This window comes from Bacillus sp. MM2020_4, assembly GCF_011250555.1.
Lineage (GTDB): Bacteria > Bacillota > Bacilli > Bacillales > Cytobacillaceae > Neobacillus.
Map to the genome: position 1 here is coordinate 272,878 of NZ_JAANMZ010000001.1, position 18,501 is coordinate 291,378.

Annotated in this window: 21 protein-coding genes; all 21 read left to right on the plus strand. The window is 40.3% G+C overall.

What is annotated here, in order from left to right:
* Positions 1-106 precede the first annotated feature (106 nt).
* The gene (fapR, locus tag G6554_RS01385; protein WP_166237966.1) at positions 107-673 is read left to right on the plus strand and encodes a transcription factor FapR; all 567 of its coding nucleotides are present in this window, start codon (positions 107-109) and stop codon (positions 671-673) included.
* 12 nt (positions 674-685) lie between these two features.
* Positions 686-1,690 (plus strand): phosphate acyltransferase PlsX, encoded by a 1,005-nt coding sequence (gene plsX, locus G6554_RS01390; protein WP_166237968.1) that lies wholly within the window; start codon positions 686-688, stop codon positions 1,688-1,690.
* A gap of 16 nt (positions 1,691-1,706) precedes the next feature.
* Positions 1,707-2,654, plus strand: coding sequence for an ACP S-malonyltransferase (gene fabD, locus G6554_RS01395; protein ID WP_166237970.1), 948 nt, complete (start codon positions 1,707-1,709; stop codon positions 2,652-2,654).
* Positions 2,651-3,394: a 3-oxoacyl-[acyl-carrier-protein] reductase gene (gene fabG / locus G6554_RS01400; RefSeq protein ID WP_166237972.1), complete on the plus strand. Its 744-nt coding sequence runs from the start codon at positions 2,651-2,653 to the stop codon at positions 3,392-3,394. Before fabD ends, fabG begins: the two co-directional genes overlap by 4 nt.
* Positions 3,395-3,521: 127 nt before the next feature.
* Positions 3,522-3,755, plus strand: a complete 234-nt coding sequence (gene acpP / locus G6554_RS01405) for an acyl carrier protein (RefSeq protein WP_166237974.1) — start codon at positions 3,522-3,524, stop codon at positions 3,753-3,755.
* A gap of 164 nt (positions 3,756-3,919) precedes the next feature.
* A complete protein-coding gene (gene rnc / locus G6554_RS01410) occupies positions 3,920-4,660 on the plus strand; it encodes a ribonuclease III (RefSeq protein WP_166237976.1) in 741 nt (246 codons plus the stop codon).
* 54 nt (positions 4,661-4,714) lie between these two features.
* Complete coding sequence (smc, locus tag G6554_RS01415) at positions 4,715-8,281, plus strand: chromosome segregation protein SMC (protein ID WP_166237978.1); 3,567 nt, start codon at positions 4,715-4,717, stop codon at positions 8,279-8,281.
* A gap of 17 nt (positions 8,282-8,298) precedes the next feature.
* On the plus strand, positions 8,299-9,285 hold the full coding sequence (gene ftsY / locus G6554_RS01420; protein WP_166237981.1) for a signal recognition particle-docking protein FtsY: 987 nt from the start codon (positions 8,299-8,301) through the stop codon (positions 9,283-9,285).
* A gap of 101 nt (positions 9,286-9,386) precedes the next feature.
* Positions 9,387-9,719: a putative DNA-binding protein gene (locus G6554_RS01425; RefSeq protein WP_166238142.1), complete on the plus strand. Its 333-nt coding sequence runs from the start codon at positions 9,387-9,389 to the stop codon at positions 9,717-9,719.
* A gap of 12 nt (positions 9,720-9,731) precedes the next feature.
* Entirely contained in the window at positions 9,732-11,090 is a 1,359-nt protein-coding gene (ffh, locus tag G6554_RS01430) for a signal recognition particle protein (protein ID WP_166237983.1), read from the plus strand.
* Positions 11,091-11,240: 150 nt separating this feature from the next.
* Complete coding sequence (gene rpsP / locus G6554_RS01435) at positions 11,241-11,513, plus strand: 30S ribosomal protein S16 (protein ID WP_007087771.1); 273 nt, start codon at positions 11,241-11,243, stop codon at positions 11,511-11,513.
* An 11-nt stretch (positions 11,514-11,524) separates the two neighbouring features.
* Complete coding sequence (locus G6554_RS01440) at positions 11,525-11,755, plus strand: KH domain-containing protein (RefSeq protein ID WP_166237985.1); 231 nt, start codon at positions 11,525-11,527, stop codon at positions 11,753-11,755.
* 76 nt (positions 11,756-11,831) lie between these two features.
* Complete coding sequence (locus G6554_RS01445) at positions 11,832-12,218, plus strand: YlqD family protein (RefSeq protein ID WP_166237987.1); 387 nt, start codon at positions 11,832-11,834, stop codon at positions 12,216-12,218.
* Between the two features lie 14 nt (positions 12,219-12,232).
* The gene (gene rimM / locus G6554_RS01450) at positions 12,233-12,751 is read left to right on the plus strand and encodes a ribosome maturation factor RimM (RefSeq protein ID WP_166237989.1); all 519 of its coding nucleotides are present in this window, start codon (positions 12,233-12,235) and stop codon (positions 12,749-12,751) included.
* A complete protein-coding gene (gene trmD / locus G6554_RS01455; protein ID WP_207342957.1) occupies positions 12,751-13,488 on the plus strand; it encodes a tRNA (guanosine(37)-N1)-methyltransferase TrmD in 738 nt (245 codons plus the stop codon). The genes rimM and trmD overlap by 1 nt, the downstream gene beginning before the upstream one ends.
* Before the next feature lie 145 nt (positions 13,489-13,633).
* Positions 13,634-13,978 carry a 50S ribosomal protein L19 gene (gene rplS / locus G6554_RS01460; protein WP_007087766.1) on the plus strand — a complete coding sequence of 115 codons (345 nt, stop codon included), beginning with the start codon at positions 13,634-13,636 and terminating at the stop codon, positions 13,976-13,978.
* Between the two features lie 156 nt (positions 13,979-14,134).
* Positions 14,135-14,692: a signal peptidase I gene (gene lepB, locus G6554_RS01465; RefSeq protein ID WP_166237993.1), complete on the plus strand. Its 558-nt coding sequence runs from the start codon at positions 14,135-14,137 to the stop codon at positions 14,690-14,692.
* 16 nt (positions 14,693-14,708) lie between these two features.
* The gene (gene ylqF / locus G6554_RS01470) at positions 14,709-15,581 is read left to right on the plus strand and encodes a ribosome biogenesis GTPase YlqF (RefSeq protein ID WP_166237995.1); all 873 of its coding nucleotides are present in this window, start codon (positions 14,709-14,711) and stop codon (positions 15,579-15,581) included.
* 283 nt (positions 15,582-15,864) lie between these two features.
* Positions 15,865-16,527 carry an L-serine ammonia-lyase, iron-sulfur-dependent subunit beta gene (sdaAB, locus tag G6554_RS01475; protein ID WP_166237997.1) on the plus strand — a complete coding sequence of 221 codons (663 nt, stop codon included), beginning with the start codon at positions 15,865-15,867 and terminating at the stop codon, positions 16,525-16,527.
* 31 nt (positions 16,528-16,558) lie between these two features.
* A complete protein-coding gene (sdaAA, locus tag G6554_RS01480) occupies positions 16,559-17,464 on the plus strand; it encodes an L-serine ammonia-lyase, iron-sulfur-dependent, subunit alpha (protein WP_166237999.1) in 906 nt (301 codons plus the stop codon).
* Between the two features lie 95 nt (positions 17,465-17,559).
* The gene (locus G6554_RS01485; RefSeq protein WP_166238001.1) at positions 17,560-18,333 is read left to right on the plus strand and encodes a ribonuclease HII; all 774 of its coding nucleotides are present in this window, start codon (positions 17,560-17,562) and stop codon (positions 18,331-18,333) included.
* Positions 18,334-18,501: the final 168 nt, after the last annotated feature.

Genomic DNA, 18,501 nt, shown 5'->3' on the forward strand with positions numbered 1-18,501 from the left:
AGGAAAGGCAGATGGCAGATGTCGAAATTTATCTTGCAATCTGCTTTTTTAAATTTTATACTACTCTTAGTACCTAGTCATAAGATCTCGGACGGTGTGAAAAATCATGAGAAGAAGTAAAAAGGAACGTCAACACTTATTAACCACTACCATTAAGGATAATCCCTTTATAACAGATGAGGACCTAGCGGAAAAATTTCAAGTGAGTGTCCAAACCATTCGTCTTGATCGTTTGGAATTATCGATTCCTGAGCTCCGTGAACGAATCAAAACTGTTGCGGAGAAACGTTTTGAAGACGAAGTTCGCTCGTTACCACTTGAAGAAGTTATTGGAGAAATCATTGATATAGAATTAGACCAAAGTGCGATTTCCATTTTTGATGTAAAGGAAGAACATGTCTTTAAGCGAAATAAAATTGCCAGGGGACATCATGTATTTGCTCAAGCAAATTCCCTTGCAGTAGCTATAATAAATGATGAACTGGCACTAACAGCAAAAGCAAATATCCAATTCATTCGTTCAGTCAATTTGAATGAGCGGGTTATAGCGAAAGCTAGAGTAACAAAAATCGATGATTATGCCGGAAGGACGTTTGTCGAAGTGAAAAGTTACGTAAATAATGAACTTGTTTTTACCGGAGAATTGGAAATGTACCATTCGAAAAATCGCTAAAGGATGAGATGAATGAAACTAGCAATTGATGCAATGGGCGGAGACAATGCCCCCAAGGAAATCGTATTGGGCGCAATGAAAGCTGTTCAAGCTTTTTCTGATATACATATTACACTTGTTGGAGACGAAAATAAAATTAATGAAACGCTAACAAGTCACGAGAAAATTACAGTTTTACATACAACAGAGATGATTCTCGGTACAGATGAGCCTGTAAAAGCTGTTCGCCGCAAAAAAACGGCTTCCATGGTGTTAGCAGCACAGCAAGTAGCCGACGGAGCTGCTGATGCCTGTATCTCTGCCGGGAATACGGGTGCATTAATGGCAGCAGGACTATTTGTGGTTGGAAGAATTAAAGGAATTGATCGGCCTGCATTAGCACCAACGCTGCCAACCATTGGCGGTGAAGGTTTTCTCCTTCTGGATGTAGGTGCAAATGCCGATGCAAAGCCAGAACATCTTCTGCAAAATGCGATAATGGGTTCCATTTACAGCGAAAAGGTAAGAGGGATTGAAAGACCAAGAGTAGGCCTTTTAAACATTGGGGCGGAAGAAAAGAAAGGGAACGAATTGACGAAAAACACCTTTGAACTTTTAAAAATAGCCGATTTGAATTTTATTGGCAATGTAGAAGCAAGGGATTTACTTGAAGGTGTTGCTGATGTTGTCGTAACCGATGGGTTCACGGGGAATATGGTGTTAAAAACAATTGAAGGCACGGCACTTTCGATGTTTAAAATGTTAAAAACTGCTTTAATGAGTAGTTTTACAAGTAAATTAGCTGCGGCAGTCCTAAAGCCAAATCTAATGACATTGAAAAACACGATGGACTACTCAGAATATGGCGGTGCAGCTCTTTTTGGGTTAAAAGCGCCAGTCATAAAGGCTCATGGGTCTTCGGATGCACAAGCCATCTTTAGTGCCATCAGGCAAACACGGGAAATGGTAAGTCACAATGTTGAGGATTTAATGAAACAAGCAGTTGAGGAATCTCATACTGTTAAAATAGAAAAGTAAAAGGGGTGCAGTATGTATGGGAAAGATCGCATTTGTGTTTCCGGGACAAGGGTCACAGACAGTTGGAATGGGTAAGGAATTGGCAGAAAAACACCCTGAAGTAATGGAATACTTTTCAAAAGCAGACAAAAAGTTAAATGTGCCATTAAGCAAGTTGATTTTTGAAGGACCAAAGGAAGAATTGACCATTACATATAATACCCAGCCAGCATTGTTAACAACAAGTTTGGCTATATTAGATTACTTTGGCAAATCCGGTGTGAAAGCTGATTTTGTTGCCGGGCATAGCCTTGGAGAATATTCAGCACTTGTAGCAGCAGGTGTATTATCGTTTGAAGATGGTGTGTATGCTGTTAGAAAACGCGGAGAGTTTATGGAAAATGCCGTCCCAAATGGGGAAGGCTCCATGGCAGCTGTGTTAGGTTTAGACCGCGATGCCCTTGCGGCTGTTGCTAAAGAAGTCAGCGAATCTGGTTTTCCTGTCTCGTTAGCTAATTTAAATTGTCCAGGACAAATTGTCATCTCCGGATCTCGAAAAGGAGTAGAACGTGCAAGTGTGAAAGCGAAAGAGGCCGGGGCAAAAAGAGTATTGCCATTAGATGTCAGCGGCCCTTTTCATTCAACATTAATGAAACCAGCTGCAAATGAATTACTCGCAGTTTTAGATGGGATTGAAATGAAAGATGGCACCATTCCAGTTGTGGTGAATGTAACAGCGGAACCTGTAAACGCAGCTGCGGAAATTAAGGACAAATTAATTGAACAACTTTACTCCCCAGTATTATGGGAGGACTCGGTTGTAAAAATGGTTGACCTCGGGGTCGATACATTCATTGAAATTGGCCCTGGTAAGGTTCTATCGGGCTTAATTAAAAAGATTAATAAGACAGTTAAAACGTTTGCAGTTTCGGACGAGGAAAGTGCTCAGACAGTCATTGAAGCATTAAAGGAGGGGAACCTATGAATTTAATAGGGAAAGCAGTTTTGGTAACAGGTGCTTCACGGGGAATTGGCAGAGAAATTGCCCTTGAACTTGCAAGACAGGGTGCAAATGTGGCTGTTAATTTCTCAGGCAGTGAAGCAAGCGCAAATGAAGTAGTGGATGAAATAAAAGCGCTTGGCAGGGAAGCATTTACAGTAAAATGTAATGTAGGAAATACCGAAGAAGTCACAGAAATGGTAAAGGCTGTGATTGAACAATTTGGTAAGCTTGATATCCTTGTGAATAACGCCGGCATCACAAGGGATAATTTGTTAATGAGAATGAAGGAACAAGAATGGGATGATGTTCTCAACATTAACCTAAAAGGGGTTTTCCTTTGTACAAAAGCCGTCACTAGGCAAATGATGAAGCAGCGCGTGGGCCGGATCATTAATATAGCCTCCATTGTTGGGGTAAGTGGCAACCCGGGGCAAGCGAATTATGTGGCTGCAAAGGCTGGTGTTATTGGTTTAACCAAAACCACGGCTAAAGAGTTAGCATCAAGAAATATTACTGTGAATGCTATAGCTCCAGGCTTTATAACGACCGATATGACTGATAAATTACCTGAAGACGTAAAAGCAGAAATGTTAAAACAAATTCCTTTAGCAAGATTAGGGGAACCTAAAGATATTGCAAAAATGACAGCATTTCTTGCTTCCGATGATGCATCCTATATCACGGGGCAGACACTTCACATTGATGGTGGAATGGTCATGTAAATTGAAATGCGAAAGCGCCTTGGCGCTGAAGCTAGACACTGTTCAAAGTTCAATGAAATTATATTATATTCATGGTATATTATTTTTTTGAAATACTCTATAATAGCTTGAGGGGAGGTGAGCAGGCATGGCAGAGGTATTAGAACGTGTTACAAAAATCATCGTTGATCGCTTAGGCGTTGATGAATCTCAAGTTAAGCTTGAAGCTTCATTTAAAGATGATCTTGGCGCTGATTCCCTTGACGTAGTAGAACTAGTTATGGAATTAGAAGATGAGTTCGATATGGAAATTTCTGACGATGATGCTGAAAAAATCAACACTGTTGGTGATGCTGTTAATTACATAAATAGCAGTAAGTAATCTCGTTTGAATAATTCGTAAAGCTCCGTTTTCAAACGGAGCTTTATTCTGTAAAATAGAACTTGGCAGCTTTTTAGGTCCTGCCAAGTTTCTTTGCGTATTTAAAGAAACGTATTTAAACAATGGTTCGGAAGTTGGTAAATTACATGCAAGGTGGAGACATTATGCGCAAGAACAATAAGGAAAAAGAGTTAAATAATCGCGCAAAGGAAAATCTTTTTAAAGATTTTCAGGAGTCAATCGGATTCAAGATTGATAACGAAAAATTATTAAAACAAGCTTTTACTCATTCATCTTATGTGAATGAGCATCGCAGAAAGCCTTTCGAAGATAATGAAAGACTTGAATTTTTAGGAGATGCAGTTCTTGAACTTACGGTTTCTCAATTCCTCTTCAAAAAATACCCTATGATGACGGAAGGCGAATTGACGAAATTACGTGCCGCCATTGTTTGTGAACCGTCACTAGTAGGCTTTGCAAATGAACTCGAATTTGGGAAACTTATTATGCTCGGTAAAGGCGAAGAAATGACAGGGGGACGTGAGCGTCCTGCCTTACTTGCAGACGTTTTTGAAGCATTCATTGGGGCTCTATATTTGGACCAGGGGATTGAAAAAGTGATTGGATTCCTCGAAAAGGTTGTCTTTCCTAAAATAAATGCTGGTGCTTTTTCTCATGTGATGGATTTTAAAAGCCAATTACAGGAACTCATTCAACGGGATGGAACCGGCTTGATTGAATATCGCGTGCTTCAGGAAAAAGGCCCAGCCCACAATAAGGAATTTGTATCAAGAGTATCCTTAAATGGTGAAGAATTAGGGATTGGGACAGGAAAGTCCAAGAAAGAAGCCGAACAGCATGCTGCCCAGATGGCACTTGGCGTATTAAAAGCAAAGACAACCTAGAAATGACAAATGTTTGCAGGAGAAATCCCCGTGCAGCATAGGGAGGATAATTTAATGTTTTTAAAAAGGTTGGACATTATTGGCTTTAAATCTTTCGCTGAACGGATTGAAGTTGATTTTGTTCCGGGAGTAACGGCGGTAGTGGGGCCAAATGGCAGTGGAAAAAGCAATATCACGGATGCCATCCGTTGGGTTTTGGGTGAACAATCTGCCAAGTCTCTTAGAGGCAGCAAAATGGAAGATATCATTTTTGCCGGAAGCGATTCCAGAAAGGCCCTTAATTATGCTGAAGTAACGCTAACATTGGACAATACGAACCAAGGGTTAGGGTTGGACTTTCATGAAGTTAGTGTGACAAGAAGAGTTTCACGCTCGGGTGAGAGTGAATTTTATATCAACAAACAGCCTTGTCGGCTAAAGGATATCATCGATTTATTTATGGATTCTGGTCTTGGCAGAGAAGCATTCTCGATCATTAGCCAAGGAAAAGTCGAAGAAATATTAAACAGTAAGGCAGAAGACCGACGGACCATTTTTGAAGAGGCCGCAGGTGTATTAAAATACAAAAACCGCAAGAAAAAAGCAGAGGTGAAATTATTTGAAACCCAGGATAATTTAAACCGGGTGAATGATATTTTACACGAACTTGAAAGCCAAGTGGAACCACTTAAAATTCAGGCATCAATCGCAAAAGACTTTTTAGAGAAAAAAGAAGAACTTGAAAAAATTGAGGTTGCTCTCACAGTTTTTGAAATTGAGGATCTGCATCGTACGTGGGAAAATCTGTCAAAGTTATTAGAGGAACATCAACAGGAAGAGCTGAATCTATCCTCTGGACTTCAAGTAAAAGAAGCAAAGATTGTAGAAACAAGGGATAAGATATCAGCATTAGATGAATCGATAACCGACCTGCAAAACGTTCTTCTTCATGCAAGTGAGGATCTGGAAAAGCTGGAGGGGCGGAAAGAGGTTTTAAAGGAACGTAAGAAAAATGCGGCCCAGAATAAAGAGCAATTAAAAGTGAATATTGCAGAATATACAGAGCGAATCAGCCATTTGAGGAAGAATCGCGATCTACAATCTGAAACGTATACATTGCTGGGTGAACAAGTAAAAAAATTGCAGGTAGAGTTAAAAAATAAACAAGAGAACCTGCAATTATTTACTGAAAATATTGAAGAAAAAATTGAAAGCTTAAAAAGTGAATATATCGAGTTGTTGAATGATCAAGCTAGTGCTAAAAATGAAATAAAATACATTGACCAGCAATTGGAGCAGCAGGATAGAAAGAGCTCACGTCTTGATGCGGAAAATGATAAATATCTTCAGGAGCGTCAGATTGCCTTAGGGAAAAAAGGAGAGATTCTGGCCGGCTTAGATGGTATTCAAACGGCTATAGCTAAACAGGTGGAGTCCTTTCATGAACAGCAACGGAAGCTTGAATCGGTAAAAAACAATTACCAAAAGCAAGAAAAGACGTTGTATCAAGCATATCAGCTACTTCAGCAAGCAAAGTCCAGAAAAGAATTGCTTGAGGAGATGGAAGAAGACTATGCAGGCTTTTTCCAAGGGGTTAAAGAAGTGCTTAAGGCCCGCGAGAATAAGCTAAAGGGAATTGAGGGGGCCGTTGCCGAGCTGGTAACAGTACCGAAAGAATACGAAACTGCACTTGAAACCGCCTTTGGCGGTGCACTTCAGCATATTGTTGTCGACACTGAGCAAAATGCAAGAACAGCAATCCAATATTTAAAACAGCATGCATTTGGAAGAGCCACCTTTTTACCGTTAAGTGTCATAAAAGGAAGACCCTTATCTCCGGCACAGCTGTCAGCTATTCAAAATCATCCATCCTTAATCGGACCAGCGGTTAAACTTGTTACATTTGACCAAAAGTATGCAGAGGTGATAAGTAACCTTCTTGGTAACGTTGTCATTGCGAAAGACCTCAAAGGTGCTAATGAGATAGCGAAAATCCTTCAGTACCGTTCAAGGCTGGTAACAGTGGATGGTGATATCGTTAATCCTGGCGGATCGATGACAGGTGGTGCCACAAAACAAAAATCATCTTCCTTGTTAACTAGAAAAGGAGAGCTTGAGAATTTAAAAGAAAAGCTCGTAGTGATGGAAGGAAAAACGACTGACCTAGAGCGAATCGTAAAGGCATTAAAAGAAGATTGCCAAAGGTCAGAAGTTCAACTTGATAAGATTCGTCAGACCGGTGAGCAATTGAGACTCCGTGAGCAGGCGGTGAAGGGTGATCTCAGGGAGGCGGAACTGAGTGAGAAGAATATCAATGAACGCTTGGCAATTTACGACCTCGAAAAAGGACAATTTACAGATGAAAAGGAAACATTAGGAAAGAGAAAAATAGAATTATCAGAAGCAATAAAAAGGTACAAAGTTACAATTGATAACCTTGATGCCGAAATTGTTAGACTTACGGAACAAAAGACAATTAATCTAACATCAAAAGAAAATCTCACAAACGAAATCAATGAATTGAAGATTGAATTTGCTTCCAAAAACGAGCAATTTACAAATGCGAAAGATCGCTTTGCTCTGATAAACGAAGACTTATTAGAAAGCGAGCAGAAGCTGACAATATATACGGAAGACCTTGACTTGCTAACATCTGAGATGACGAGCAGTTCATCAGGAGAGGAACAGATAGAAGCGGCTGCAAAACGTAAGCAGCAGGACAAAGAAGCTACCTTACAGTTAATAACTGCAAGAAGGCAGGAACGGTTATCATTGCAAGATTCCTTGGAGGATGCAGAGCTAGATGCGAAGGAACTTAAGAGACTCCATAAGGGAATGATTGTCGTCCTAAAGGATGAGGAAGTGAAAATAAACCGTTTAGATGTAGAACTTGAAAATCGCCTCAGTCACTTAAGGGAAGAATATCTTCTATCGTTTGAGGGGGCTAAGGAACAGTATCCATTAATGGTTCCGGTTGAGGAGGCAAGGAAAAAGGTCAAACTAATCAAACTTACGATTGAAGAACTTGGGAATGTCAATCTTGGGTCCATTGAGGAATATGAACGTGTCTCTGAACGGTATGAATTCTTACATGAACAAAAGACAGACCTCCAAGAAGCAAAAGATACCCTTTTCCAAGTCATAGAAGAAATGGATATAGAAATGAAAAAGCGGTTTGAGCAAACCTTTGAGGGAATTCGGGAACATTTCGAACCAACATTCCGTGCCTTGTTCGGTGGGGGGAGAGCGGATTTAGTGTTAACCGTCCCCCAAGATTTATTAAATACAGGTGTGGAAATCGTCGCCCAGCCTCCTGGGAAAAAGCTGCAGAACCTTGGGTTGTTATCGGGTGGAGAGCGTGCCTTAACAGCTATAGCCTTATTATTTTCAATCTTAAAGGTTCGTCCTGTTCCGTTCTGTATTCTTGATGAAGTCGAGGCAGCCTTGGATGAAGCCAATGTCTTTCGCTTCAGTCAATATTTAAAACGATATAGCACCGAAACTCAATTCATCGTGATTACTCACCGAAAAGGGACAATGGAAGAAGCGGACGTTCTTTACGGGGTCACGATGCAGGAATCGGGCGTTTCAAAGCTTGTATCTGTTCGCTTAGAGGATACAAAGGAGTTAGTCGAATCATAAAAGTAGGAAGTGAAAAGATGAGTTTCTTTAAAAAATTAAAAGAAAAAATTACAAAACAGGCGGATACGGTAACAGAAAAGTTTAAGGAAGGTTTGACAAAAACAAGAGACAATTTTTCCGGAAAAGTAAATGATCTTGTCGCCAGGTACCGCAAAGTTGATGAAGACTTTTTTGAAGAATTAGAGGAAATACTCATTCAAGCGGATGTTGGTTTTGATACGGTGATGCAGCTGATTGATGAACTTAAGATGGAAGTGAAACGGAAGAACATCCAGGAACCTGAAGAGGTTCAAAGTGTGATCTCAGAGAAGCTTGTCGAGATCTATAATGCCGGTGAAGGACAATCATCAAAAATAAACATCCAAGAAGAAGGACTGACAGTTATTCTGTTCGTTGGGGTTAATGGCGTGGGAAAGACAACAACCATTGGCAAGCTTGGACATAAATTCAAGAGTGAAGGTAAAAAAGTATTGATGGCAGCTGGTGACACCTTTCGGGCTGGAGCCATTGAGCAGCTTGAGGTATGGGGCGAACGGGTGGGTGTTGAAGTGATTAAGCAGGCAGAAGGCTCCGACCCTGCTGCGGTCATGTATGATGCCATCCAAGCGGCTAAATCCCGAAAAGTGGATATTTTGTTGTGCGATACAGCGGGGCGTTTGCAAAACAAAGTAAATTTAATGAAGGAGCTTGAAAAGGTAAAGCGTGTGATTGAAAAGGAAATTCCCGGGGCTCCGCACGAAGTAATTCTCGTACTGGATGCTACCACGGGTCAAAATGCGCTGATTCAGGCAAAAACATTTAAAGAAGCAACAAATGTAAGTGGGATTGTCCTCTCAAAACTAGATGGGACAGCTAAAGGCGGCATTGTTCTAGCCATCCGCAATGAATTGAAAATCCCTGTTAAATTCGTTGGACTTGGTGAAAAGATGGATGACCTACAGGAATTTGACGCAGAAAAATACGTGTACGGGTTATTTGCTGACCAAATTGAAGAGTCCGAATAAGGATGTAAAGGTATTTCCTTGACAGACCCAGTCTAACCTTGTAAACTTACAAATGTAAAGGCTTTTCACTTAACAAAGGTATCAGGAGGGAAAACCGCATGATGCTTGAAAAGACAACACGAATGAACTATTTGTATGATTTTTATTATTCGTTGTTAACGCCAAAGCAGCAAAGCTATATGTCTCTCTATTACTTAGATGATTACTCATTGGGTGAAATTGCCGAGGAGTATGATGTAAGCCGCCAGGCCGTTTATGATAATATAAAGCGGACGGAAGCAATGCTTGAGGAGTATGAGGAAAAGCTGTTATTATTTCAGAAATTTCAAGAGCGCTCAAGTCTGTTAAGACACGTGAAAGAATTGCTTAAAGAGGAGAGCCCTTCACGGCAGGCAATGTTAGAAACGGTTACTGAGCTTGAGAAATTAGATTAGGAGGCGGCACGCATGGCGTTTGAAGGATTAGCCGACCGACTGCAGAATACAATCCAAAAAATCCGCGGAAAAGGGAAGGTCTCTGAAGCGGACGTAAAAGAAATGATGCGTGAGGTGCGTCTTGCTTTACTTGAGGCAGACGTTAACTTCAAGGTCGTCAAAGATTTTGTGAAAAAAGTCAGTGAACGGGCCATTGGGCAAGAAGTACTGAAGAGCCTAACTCCAGGACAGCAGATCATTAAAATCGTTAATGAGGAATTGACTGCATTAATGGGAGGAGAGCAAAGCAAGATTGCTGCATCGAATCGTCCGCCAACTGTTATTATGATGGTAGGATTGCAGGGTGCCGGTAAAACAACAACAACCGGTAAGCTTTCGCTGTTGCTTCGTAAAAAGTATAACCGGAGTCCGTTGCTTGTTGCAGCCGATATCTATCGTCCTGCCGCAATCAAACAGCTTCAAACACTTGGTAAACAATTGGACATGCCAGTATTCTCTCTTGGAGATCAAGTGAGCCCGGTTGAAATTGCTCAGCAAGCAATTGCGAAAGCAAAAGAGGACCACCATGACTATGTCTTGATCGATACGGCCGGAAGACTTCACGTTGATGAAGCCTTAATGGGCGAGTTAAAGGATATTAAAGAACTCACCAAACCGGACGAGATTTTCTTAGTTGTCGATGCCATGACAGGTCAGGATGCCGTTAATGTTGCTCAAAGCTTTAATGAACAGCTGGGTTTAACCGGGGTTGTTTTGACGAAACTTGATGGTGATACAAGGGGTGGGGCCGCACTCTCGATTCGCGCTGTTACACAAACACCGATTAAATTTGTCGGTCTAGGCGAGAAAATGGATGCACTCGAACCATTCCACCCGGAACGAATGGCCTCAAGGATATTAGGCATGGGCGATGTGCTTACACTCATTGAAAAAGCCCAGGCAAATGTCGATGAACAAAAAGCGAAAGAACTAGAACAAAAAATGCGGACAGCCACTTTTACGCTGGAAGACTTTTTGGACCAGCTCGGTCAAGTTCGCAATCTAGGCCCACTTGATGAATTACTAAAGATGATGCCGGGTGCAAATAAAATCAAGGGTTTGAATAATCTGCAAATTGATGAAAAACAGATTGCTCATGTTGAAGCCATTATTCAATCGATGACAAAGGCCGAAAAGAATAATCCTGAAATTCTAAATGCGAACCGCAAACGGAGAATTGCTAAAGGCTGCGGGCGTCCTGTTACTGAAATCAACCGCTTATTAAAGCAATTTGAAGATATGAAGAAAATGATGAAGCAAATGACAGGCATGAATCCTAAAGGATCAAAAGGGAAAAAAGGCGGCTTTAAATTTCCGTTTAAACCTTTTTAGGACGAAAAGCGGAAGCGCCTTGATTAGGGGCGCTGCAGCTGGACATTTCTCAAAGTTATTTTTCACTGTAAAGAAAAAACACTTTACAAACTATAAAAGAATTGATATTATACTATCTTGTGTGAAACTATTCGGAGGTGCTTATTTAAAATGGCAGTTAAAATTCGTTTAAAACGTATGGGAGCTAAAAAAACTCCTTTCTATCGTATTGTAGTAGCAGATTCTCGTTCTCCTCGTGACGGACGTTACATTGAGATCGTTGGAACATACAATCCTGTTACACAACCAGCTAAAGTTGAAATCAACGAAGAATTAGTTCTTAAATGGTTAAAAGACGGTGCGAAACCATCTGATACAGTTCGTAACCTTTTCTCAAACCAAGGCATCATGGAAAAATTCCATAATGCAAAATTAGGCAAGTAATCGTAGGAACGATGAAAGAACTAATCGAAACGATCGTAAAGCCCCTTGTTGATTTTCCCGAGGATGTCCATATTGGCGTCATAGAAGACGACAGCCGGGTAACCTTTCATCTTTCTGTTAATAAAACAGATATGGGTAAAGTTATTGGTAAACAGGGGCGTGTTGCAAAGGCCATTAGAACTGTTGTTTATGCAGCAGGATCATCACAACAAAAGAAAATATTTTTGGAAATTGGTGAATAGCTTTTTGCATCTAGATAAAAGGGAGGGATTATTTCCTCTCTTTTTTGCTATACAAAATGCAAAGGGAGGGTCTTGTATGCAAATGATCCAAACGGTCGTGGTAAAGCAAATATTAACAGAAAATAGTAAACAACAATTATTAAATACGTATCAGTCAAGAAAGCTGCAGCTTCAGAAAGAATGCGATCAGCTGCAATTCGAGCAGAAACGGTTAGAAGTAACAAAAACCTTTTCACCGGGAACATTAAAAAAACAGTTTGAAAAAGAAATTCAAATGCGCAAAGAAAAAATTAAGCTTGTTGAGTTTCAAATCGAACAACTACATATCCTACCATTAGGTAGTGAATTAACCGAAAAAGAAGTTCAAGTCCTAGTGGAGATAAGGGTAGGCGATATCTGGGATGAAAGGATTGGCCAGTCTGCCATCATTATTAAAGATGGGATTATTGAGGAAATTAGATAGTGGGTGGAAAAAACATGGAAAAATGGTTTAATGTTGGTAAGATCGTGAATACCCAAGGGATAAAGGGTGAAGTAAGAGTTATTTCAAAAACAGATTTCCCTGAGAAACGCTATAAGGCAGGAAATGTTCTCTATTTATTTATGCCAAATTCGAGCAAGCCTATTGAGCTTACAGTAAAAAGTCATCGAACACATAAAAATTTCAACTTACTTACCTTTGAAGGATTCACTAATATTAATGAAGTTGAGAAGTTTCGTGACGGTATTCTAAAAGTACCTGAAACACAATTAGGTACATTAGAAGAAGATGAATTTTATTACCATGAAATTATTGGCTGCCTTGTTGCTACTGTCCAGGGTGAGGAGATCGGAAAGGTGACTGAAATTCTTTCACCAGGCGCCAATGATGTTTGGGTTGTTAAAGGAAAGGGAGGCAAAGAACAGTTAATCCCTTATATTCATGATGTCGTCAAAAAAGTAGATGTAAAAGAGAAGGTTATCTTAATTGAACCGATGGAAGGATTACTTTCATGATGCAGATTGACATCCTTACCATATTTCCGGAAATGTTTTCTGGGGTTCTGGGACAATCCATGCTGCATAAAGCCGCGGAAAAGTCTGCCGTCCATTATAACGTCGTGAACTTTCGTGACTTTGCTGACAACAAACATTCCACTGTGGATGATTACCCTTATGGCGGTGGAGCCGGGATGGTATTAAAGCCACAGCCAATATTTGATGCTGTTACCGCTCTAAAGGAGAAGGCTGAAAGCAAACAACCACGTGTTATATTGCTTTGCCCGCAGGGAGAACGCTATGATCAAAAAAAGGCAGAGGAATTGGCGAAGGAAGAACATTTGATCTTTATTTGTGGTCATTATGAGGGATATGACGAACGAATTAGGGAATATGTTGTGACGGATGAAATATCAATAGGTGATTATGTTTTGACGGGTGGGGAACTTGGTGCCATGGTCGTGGTAGATAGCGTTGTCCGCCTCCTGCCAGAGGTGCTTGGCAACCAAGAATCCCATATGAAGGACTCATTCAGTACGGGGTTGCTTGAACACCCGCATTACACTAGGCCTGCGGATTTTCGCGGAATGAAAGTGCCTGATGTATTACTGTCAGGAAACCATAAGTTTATTGAGGAATGGCGCAATAAGGAAGCATTAAGACGTACCCTTCTAAGAAGACCAGATTTATTTGATAAAATTGAACTCACACCTGAGCAAGAAAAATGGCTAAAAGAAGTAAAAAAAGATGTATAGTAATATTGCGGGCCTGTAATAATTATGGTATGATACTACTTGTGACTTAAGCTGATACGTTTCAGTTGTGGTCTTATAACGATGTTCCGCTGCAATGGAAAAGGCAAAAATGTGCATGAGCGTCTGTTGGAAGGAGTTGAAAACGATGCAACAATTAATTAAAGAAATCACACAAGAACAACTTCGTACTGATCTTCCTAGTTTCCGTCCTGGTGACACTGTACGTGTACACGTGAAAGTTGTCGAGGGTACTCGTGAACGGATTCAGTTATTTGAAGGTGTTGTGATTAAGCGTCGTGGTGGTGGAATTAGCGAAACTTTCACAGTTCGTAAAATTTCTTACGGAGTAGGCGTTGAGCGTACTTTCCCTGTACACACACCAAAAATTGCGAAGCTTGAAGTACTTCGCCGCGGTAAAGTCCGTCGTGCTAAGCTTTACTACTTGCGTAACCTTCGCGGTAAAAAAGCAAGAATTAAAGAGATCCGCTAATAAGAAAAGAGAAGAGCTTGCCCGGCAAGCTCTTTTTTTATACATATCTCTTAAAGTGTATAAAAAAATTTTGATCCCATCGTGTTAAATAGGTTTAAGTTATGTAAAATAGTCTATATAAATAAACACTTTTTATTAGTGATTGGTGGGGATAGTATGACAAAAAAGAAGAATGAACTATGGGAATGGACGAAAGCCCTATTGATTGCAGTAGCACTGGCAGCAGTCATCCGCTATTTTCTGTTTGCGCCAATAGTGGTGGATGGCTTATCGATGATGCCGACATTGAAGGACCAGGACCGCATGATAGTCAATAAATTCAGTTATGAAATTGGCCAGCCGAAACGATTTGATATCATCGTCTTTCATGCTCCGGAGAAAAAGGATTACATAAAGCGTGTGATTGGGCTTCCGGGGGATACGATTGAATATAAGGATGATACGTTATATGTGAATGGTAAGGCATATAAAGAGCCTTATTTGAATGAATATAAGAAGCAAGTTGAGGACGGTCCTTTGACGGGTTCGTTTACCTTGGAAGAAAAAATCGGCCGAAAAACTGTGCCAAAGGGTGAATTGTTTGTCATGGGTGATAATCGCCGTTTCAGCAAAGACTCAAGGCATATTGGAACCGTACCGATGAGTAAAGTAATCGGTAAAACAAACGTGGTCTACTGGCCGATAAAAGACGCACATATTGTAAAAGTGAAATAGTTTGGGGGTGTCACCTTTGACGATCCAATGGTTTCCTGGCCATATGGCCAAGGCTCGCAGAGAGGTCACGGAAAAATTAAAACTAGTCGATATCATTTTTGAATTAGTCGACGCGAGAATTCCATATTCATCAAGGAATCCGATGATTGACGAAATTATCCAGCATAAACCAAGACTTGTCCTTTTAAATAAAGCAGATATGGCTGACCCATCCGTAACAAAGGAATGGATTTCCTATTTTGCAGATAAAGGTATTAAAGCACTTGCAATCAATTCTCAGGCTGGAGAAGGAATGAAGAATATTGTCCAAGCCTCACATGAGATTCTTAAAGAGAAGTTTGATCGGTTAAAAGCAAAAGGGGTAAACCCAAGGGCCATTCGTGCCATGATTGTCGGGATCCCAAACGCGGGTAAATCGACACTAATTAACCGTCTTGCTAAAAAGAATATTGCTAAAACAGGAAATACCCCTGGGGTAACGAAAGCACAACAATGGATCAAAGTAGGCAAAGAGATGGAATTGCTGGATACTCCGGGGATTTTATGGCCGAAATTCGAAGATCAAGAAGTGGGCATGAAACTGGCCATTACAGGGGCAATTAAAGATACATTATTAAATTTGCAGGATCTGACCGTTTACTCGTTAAGGTTTTTGGAACGTGCCTATCCTGAGCGATTAAAGGAACGGTATAAGCTCGAAACCCTCCCAGATGATGAGAAGGTTGTCGAAATGTTTGATCACATCGGCGAACTTCGCGGGTGCCTTATGGGAGGCGGTATCGTTAACTACGATAAGGTTTCCGAATTAGTCATTAGAGAAATAAGGTCTGAAAAATTCGGACGGATTACCTTTGAACGACCAGCTGATTTTTTCATTAGATCAGAATAATGATAACCAAAAAGCTCTCCAATTGGGGAGCTTTTATCAGTTACAGGAATTCTTCGCGGGTTAATTTTCTGGGTTCTATTAAAATGTTATTTAAAAACTAGTAAATCTTTGATATTATTTTTAATAGTTGTGTTTTGTAATCGTTTTCACTCGTAGCTGAATAAGATGGTAAAGGATTAGACTTTTACCAGCATTTATTTCTGGTTACTTAGAGGCCTTTCTCGTAAAATAAAGGGAAAGATGTTTACGTGAAAATATAGCATATTAGATAAGGGGTATATCTATGAAATATCGCTCAGCATTTGATATAATCGGTCCAGTCATGATTGGGCCGTCAAGCTCACATACAGCAGGTGCAGCAAGGATTGGAAGAGTAGCCCGAACCTTGTTTGGAAAACTCCCGAAAAACGCTGTTATTTCATTGTACGGTTCATTTGCCAAAACTTATAAAGGTCATGGAACAGATTTTGCGATCGTGGCAGGTCTTTTAGATTTTGATACGTTTGATGAGCGGATGCCAAAATCGTTAGAAATAGCAAAAGAAATGGGTTTAGAAGTGGAATTTCGAACAGAAGAGGCTGTGACGGACCATCCAAATACCGTCAAAATTAACTTAGTTGATGGTGAAACCACGCTAGAAATCGTCGGGATTTCTATCGGCGGCGGAACGATTGAAATTACGGAATTAAATTCCTTCCCACTCAAGCTTTCTGGGGAGCATCCTGCGATATTGGTCGTTCACCAAGACCGATTTGGCATTATTTCCGCAGTAACAAGTATTTTATCAAAGTATCAAATAAACATAGGTCACATGGAAGTTTCGCGGTTGGACAAAGGTGAAATGGCGCTAATGGTGATTGAAGTTGACCAAAAAATCGAAGACTATATTATAGAAGAGTTACAAAATATTCCAAGTGTGTCACAGATTATTCGGATGGCTGAATAAAATAAATAAACAAACAACAGGTGGTGTGAATATGTTTCGAAATGTTGCGGAGCTTGTTCAACTTGCAGAAAGTAATCAAGTGAAAATTGCGGAGATTATGATCCGGCAGGAAATAGAAGTTTCAGGTTTAACGAGAGAAGAAATTATTACGAAAATGGATGCGAATTTAACGGTTATGGAACAAGCGGTTGAAAGAGGTCTTAACGGAGTACATTCCCATACAGGATTAACCGGCGGAGATGCTGTACTTCTTCAAAAATATATTAACAGTGGGAAGGCCCTAGGGGGTACGATTTTACTAGATGCTGTCAGTAAGGCAGTGGCAACAAATGAAGTGAATGCGGCAATGGGAGTCATTTGTGCAACACCTACCGCGGGTTCAGCGGGAGTTGTGCCAGGAACCTTATTCGCAGTAAAGGAAAAATTAAACCCAACTCGCGCTGAAATGATTGAATTTTTGTTCACGGCTGCCGCCTTTGGTTTTGTGGTGGCCAATAATGCCTCCATTTCCGGTGCTGCCGGTGGCTGCCAGGCAGAAGTGGGTTCTGCCAGCGGTATGGCTGCTGCAGCGATTGTAGAGCTTGCTGGCGGCACACCACAGCAGGCTTCAGAGGCAATGGCCATTACATTAAAGAATATGCTTGGACTGGTATGCGATCCAGTTGCAGGCTTAGTTGAAGTTCCATGTGTAAAACGAAATGCGATGGGTGCATCTAATGCCATTACGGCAGCGGATATGGCACTTGCTGGCATATCAAGTAGAATCCCTTGTGATGAGGTCATTCATGCCATGTTTTTAATCGGCCAATCGATGCCGTCATCTTTAAGAGAAACAGCTGAGGGCGGGCTTGCAGCAACGCCAACAGGAAGAAGATTGGAACAAGAAATTTTTGGCAACGGCAACACAGTTAAACTGAAAAACTTACTTATATCTTAATATATATAAGCACACGAATTCATCATGATTTTTGTGTGCTTTTTTTGTGTTGTATTATCGCTCATGACCATGTATTATTACTACGGGTGAAAAAAATGAAGGTAGAAACAATCGCTGAAATTAAAAGACAATTAGAAAATATTATGACCGAAAATGATCCATTTTTGTTACAAATCCTTCAAGATGAACGCAAAGGTGTTCAACAGTTGTTACATAAATGGCAGAAGAAAATGGCAGAAGATAGAAGATTGAAAGAAAAATTCAATGATATGAATACCTATGAACAGAAATGGCGGTCTCAAGGGTTTGAATTAATTGCAGGTGTCGATGAAGTCGGCAGGGGTCCGCTTGCAGGCCCTGTTGTAGCTGCAGCTGTCATTTTACCAAAGGATTTTTTCTTAGCCGGTCTTGATGATTCGAAAAAGATTTCAGAAAAAAAACGGCAGGAATTCGCTGCTATTATTAAAAGGGAAGCTCTGGCTTTTGGTATTGCTATGATTCAAGCGAATGAAATTGATGTGATTAATATTTATGAAGCCACTAAAAAAGCCATGAAAGCAGCAATTGCTTCCTTAAAACCAGCACCAGATTTACTACTGATAGATGCAATGAAGCTCGAAACCCCCTATCCCACAGAATCTATTATTAAGGGAGATGCCAAAAGCGTTTCGATTGCAGCGGCTTCAGTAGTTGCAAAGGTAGCAAGAGATGAATGGATGAAGGAACTAGCTGTAAGCTATCCAGCATATGGTTTTCAGCAAAATATGGGATATGGCACAATGGAACATATACAAGCAATCAAACAATTTGGGATTACACCCTATCATCGTAAAAGCTTCGCTCCAGTCAAAGATTATCTAAATCAATAAATAAAAACAGGTATTTTAGCCTGTTTTTTATTATTGTAAAAAAAAACTTTTCTTAACAAAACTCTATGAAATAAGTATTTTAGTCCTAAATTATTCTGAATTTTTTTAAGATGAATATAATTTTTATTGCTTTTTGGTGGACAAGGTTTGTGTCATTATATAAAATGA

What these genes read in the sequence shown, in the direction of transcription:
- fabG (WP_166237972.1), top strand. Translation starts at nt 2,651, where the DNA reads ATGAATTTAATAGGGAAAGCAGTTTTGGTAACAGGTGCTTCACGGGGA.
- rimM (WP_166237989.1), top strand. Translation starts at nt 12,233, where the DNA reads ATGGAAAAATGGTTTAATGTTGGTAAGATCGTGAATACCCAAGGGATA.
- smc (WP_166237978.1), top strand. Translation starts at nt 4,715, where the DNA reads ATGTTTTTAAAAAGGTTGGACATTATTGGCTTTAAATCTTTCGCTGAA.
- G6554_RS01440 (WP_166237985.1), top strand. Translation starts at nt 11,525, where the DNA reads ATGAAAGAACTAATCGAAACGATCGTAAAGCCCCTTGTTGATTTTCCC.
- sdaAB (WP_166237997.1), top strand. Translation starts at nt 15,865, where the DNA reads ATGAAATATCGCTCAGCATTTGATATAATCGGTCCAGTCATGATTGGG.
- trmD (WP_207342957.1), top strand. Translation starts at nt 12,751, where the DNA reads ATGCAGATTGACATCCTTACCATATTTCCGGAAATGTTTTCTGGGGTT.
- G6554_RS01445 (WP_166237987.1), top strand. Translation starts at nt 11,832, where the DNA reads ATGCAAATGATCCAAACGGTCGTGGTAAAGCAAATATTAACAGAAAAT.
- acpP (WP_166237974.1), top strand. Translation starts at nt 3,522, where the DNA reads ATGGCAGAGGTATTAGAACGTGTTACAAAAATCATCGTTGATCGCTTA.
- sdaAA (WP_166237999.1), top strand. Translation starts at nt 16,559, where the DNA reads ATGTTTCGAAATGTTGCGGAGCTTGTTCAACTTGCAGAAAGTAATCAA.
- fapR (WP_166237966.1), top strand. Translation starts at nt 107, where the DNA reads ATGAGAAGAAGTAAAAAGGAACGTCAACACTTATTAACCACTACCATT.
- rpsP (WP_007087771.1), top strand. Translation starts at nt 11,241, where the DNA reads ATGGCAGTTAAAATTCGTTTAAAACGTATGGGAGCTAAAAAAACTCCT.
- G6554_RS01485 (WP_166238001.1), top strand. Translation starts at nt 17,560, where the DNA reads ATGAAGGTAGAAACAATCGCTGAAATTAAAAGACAATTAGAAAATATT.
- ffh (WP_166237983.1), top strand. Translation starts at nt 9,732, where the DNA reads ATGGCGTTTGAAGGATTAGCCGACCGACTGCAGAATACAATCCAAAAA.
- lepB (WP_166237993.1), top strand. Translation starts at nt 14,135, where the DNA reads ATGACAAAAAAGAAGAATGAACTATGGGAATGGACGAAAGCCCTATTG.
- fabD (WP_166237970.1), top strand. Translation starts at nt 1,707, where the DNA reads ATGGGAAAGATCGCATTTGTGTTTCCGGGACAAGGGTCACAGACAGTT.
- rnc (WP_166237976.1), top strand. Translation starts at nt 3,920, where the DNA reads ATGCGCAAGAACAATAAGGAAAAAGAGTTAAATAATCGCGCAAAGGAA.
- ftsY (WP_166237981.1), top strand. Translation starts at nt 8,299, where the DNA reads ATGAGTTTCTTTAAAAAATTAAAAGAAAAAATTACAAAACAGGCGGAT.
- plsX (WP_166237968.1), top strand. Translation starts at nt 686, where the DNA reads ATGAAACTAGCAATTGATGCAATGGGCGGAGACAATGCCCCCAAGGAA.
- G6554_RS01425 (WP_166238142.1), top strand. Translation starts at nt 9,387, where the DNA reads ATGCTTGAAAAGACAACACGAATGAACTATTTGTATGATTTTTATTAT.
- rplS (WP_007087766.1), top strand. Translation starts at nt 13,634, where the DNA reads ATGCAACAATTAATTAAAGAAATCACACAAGAACAACTTCGTACTGAT.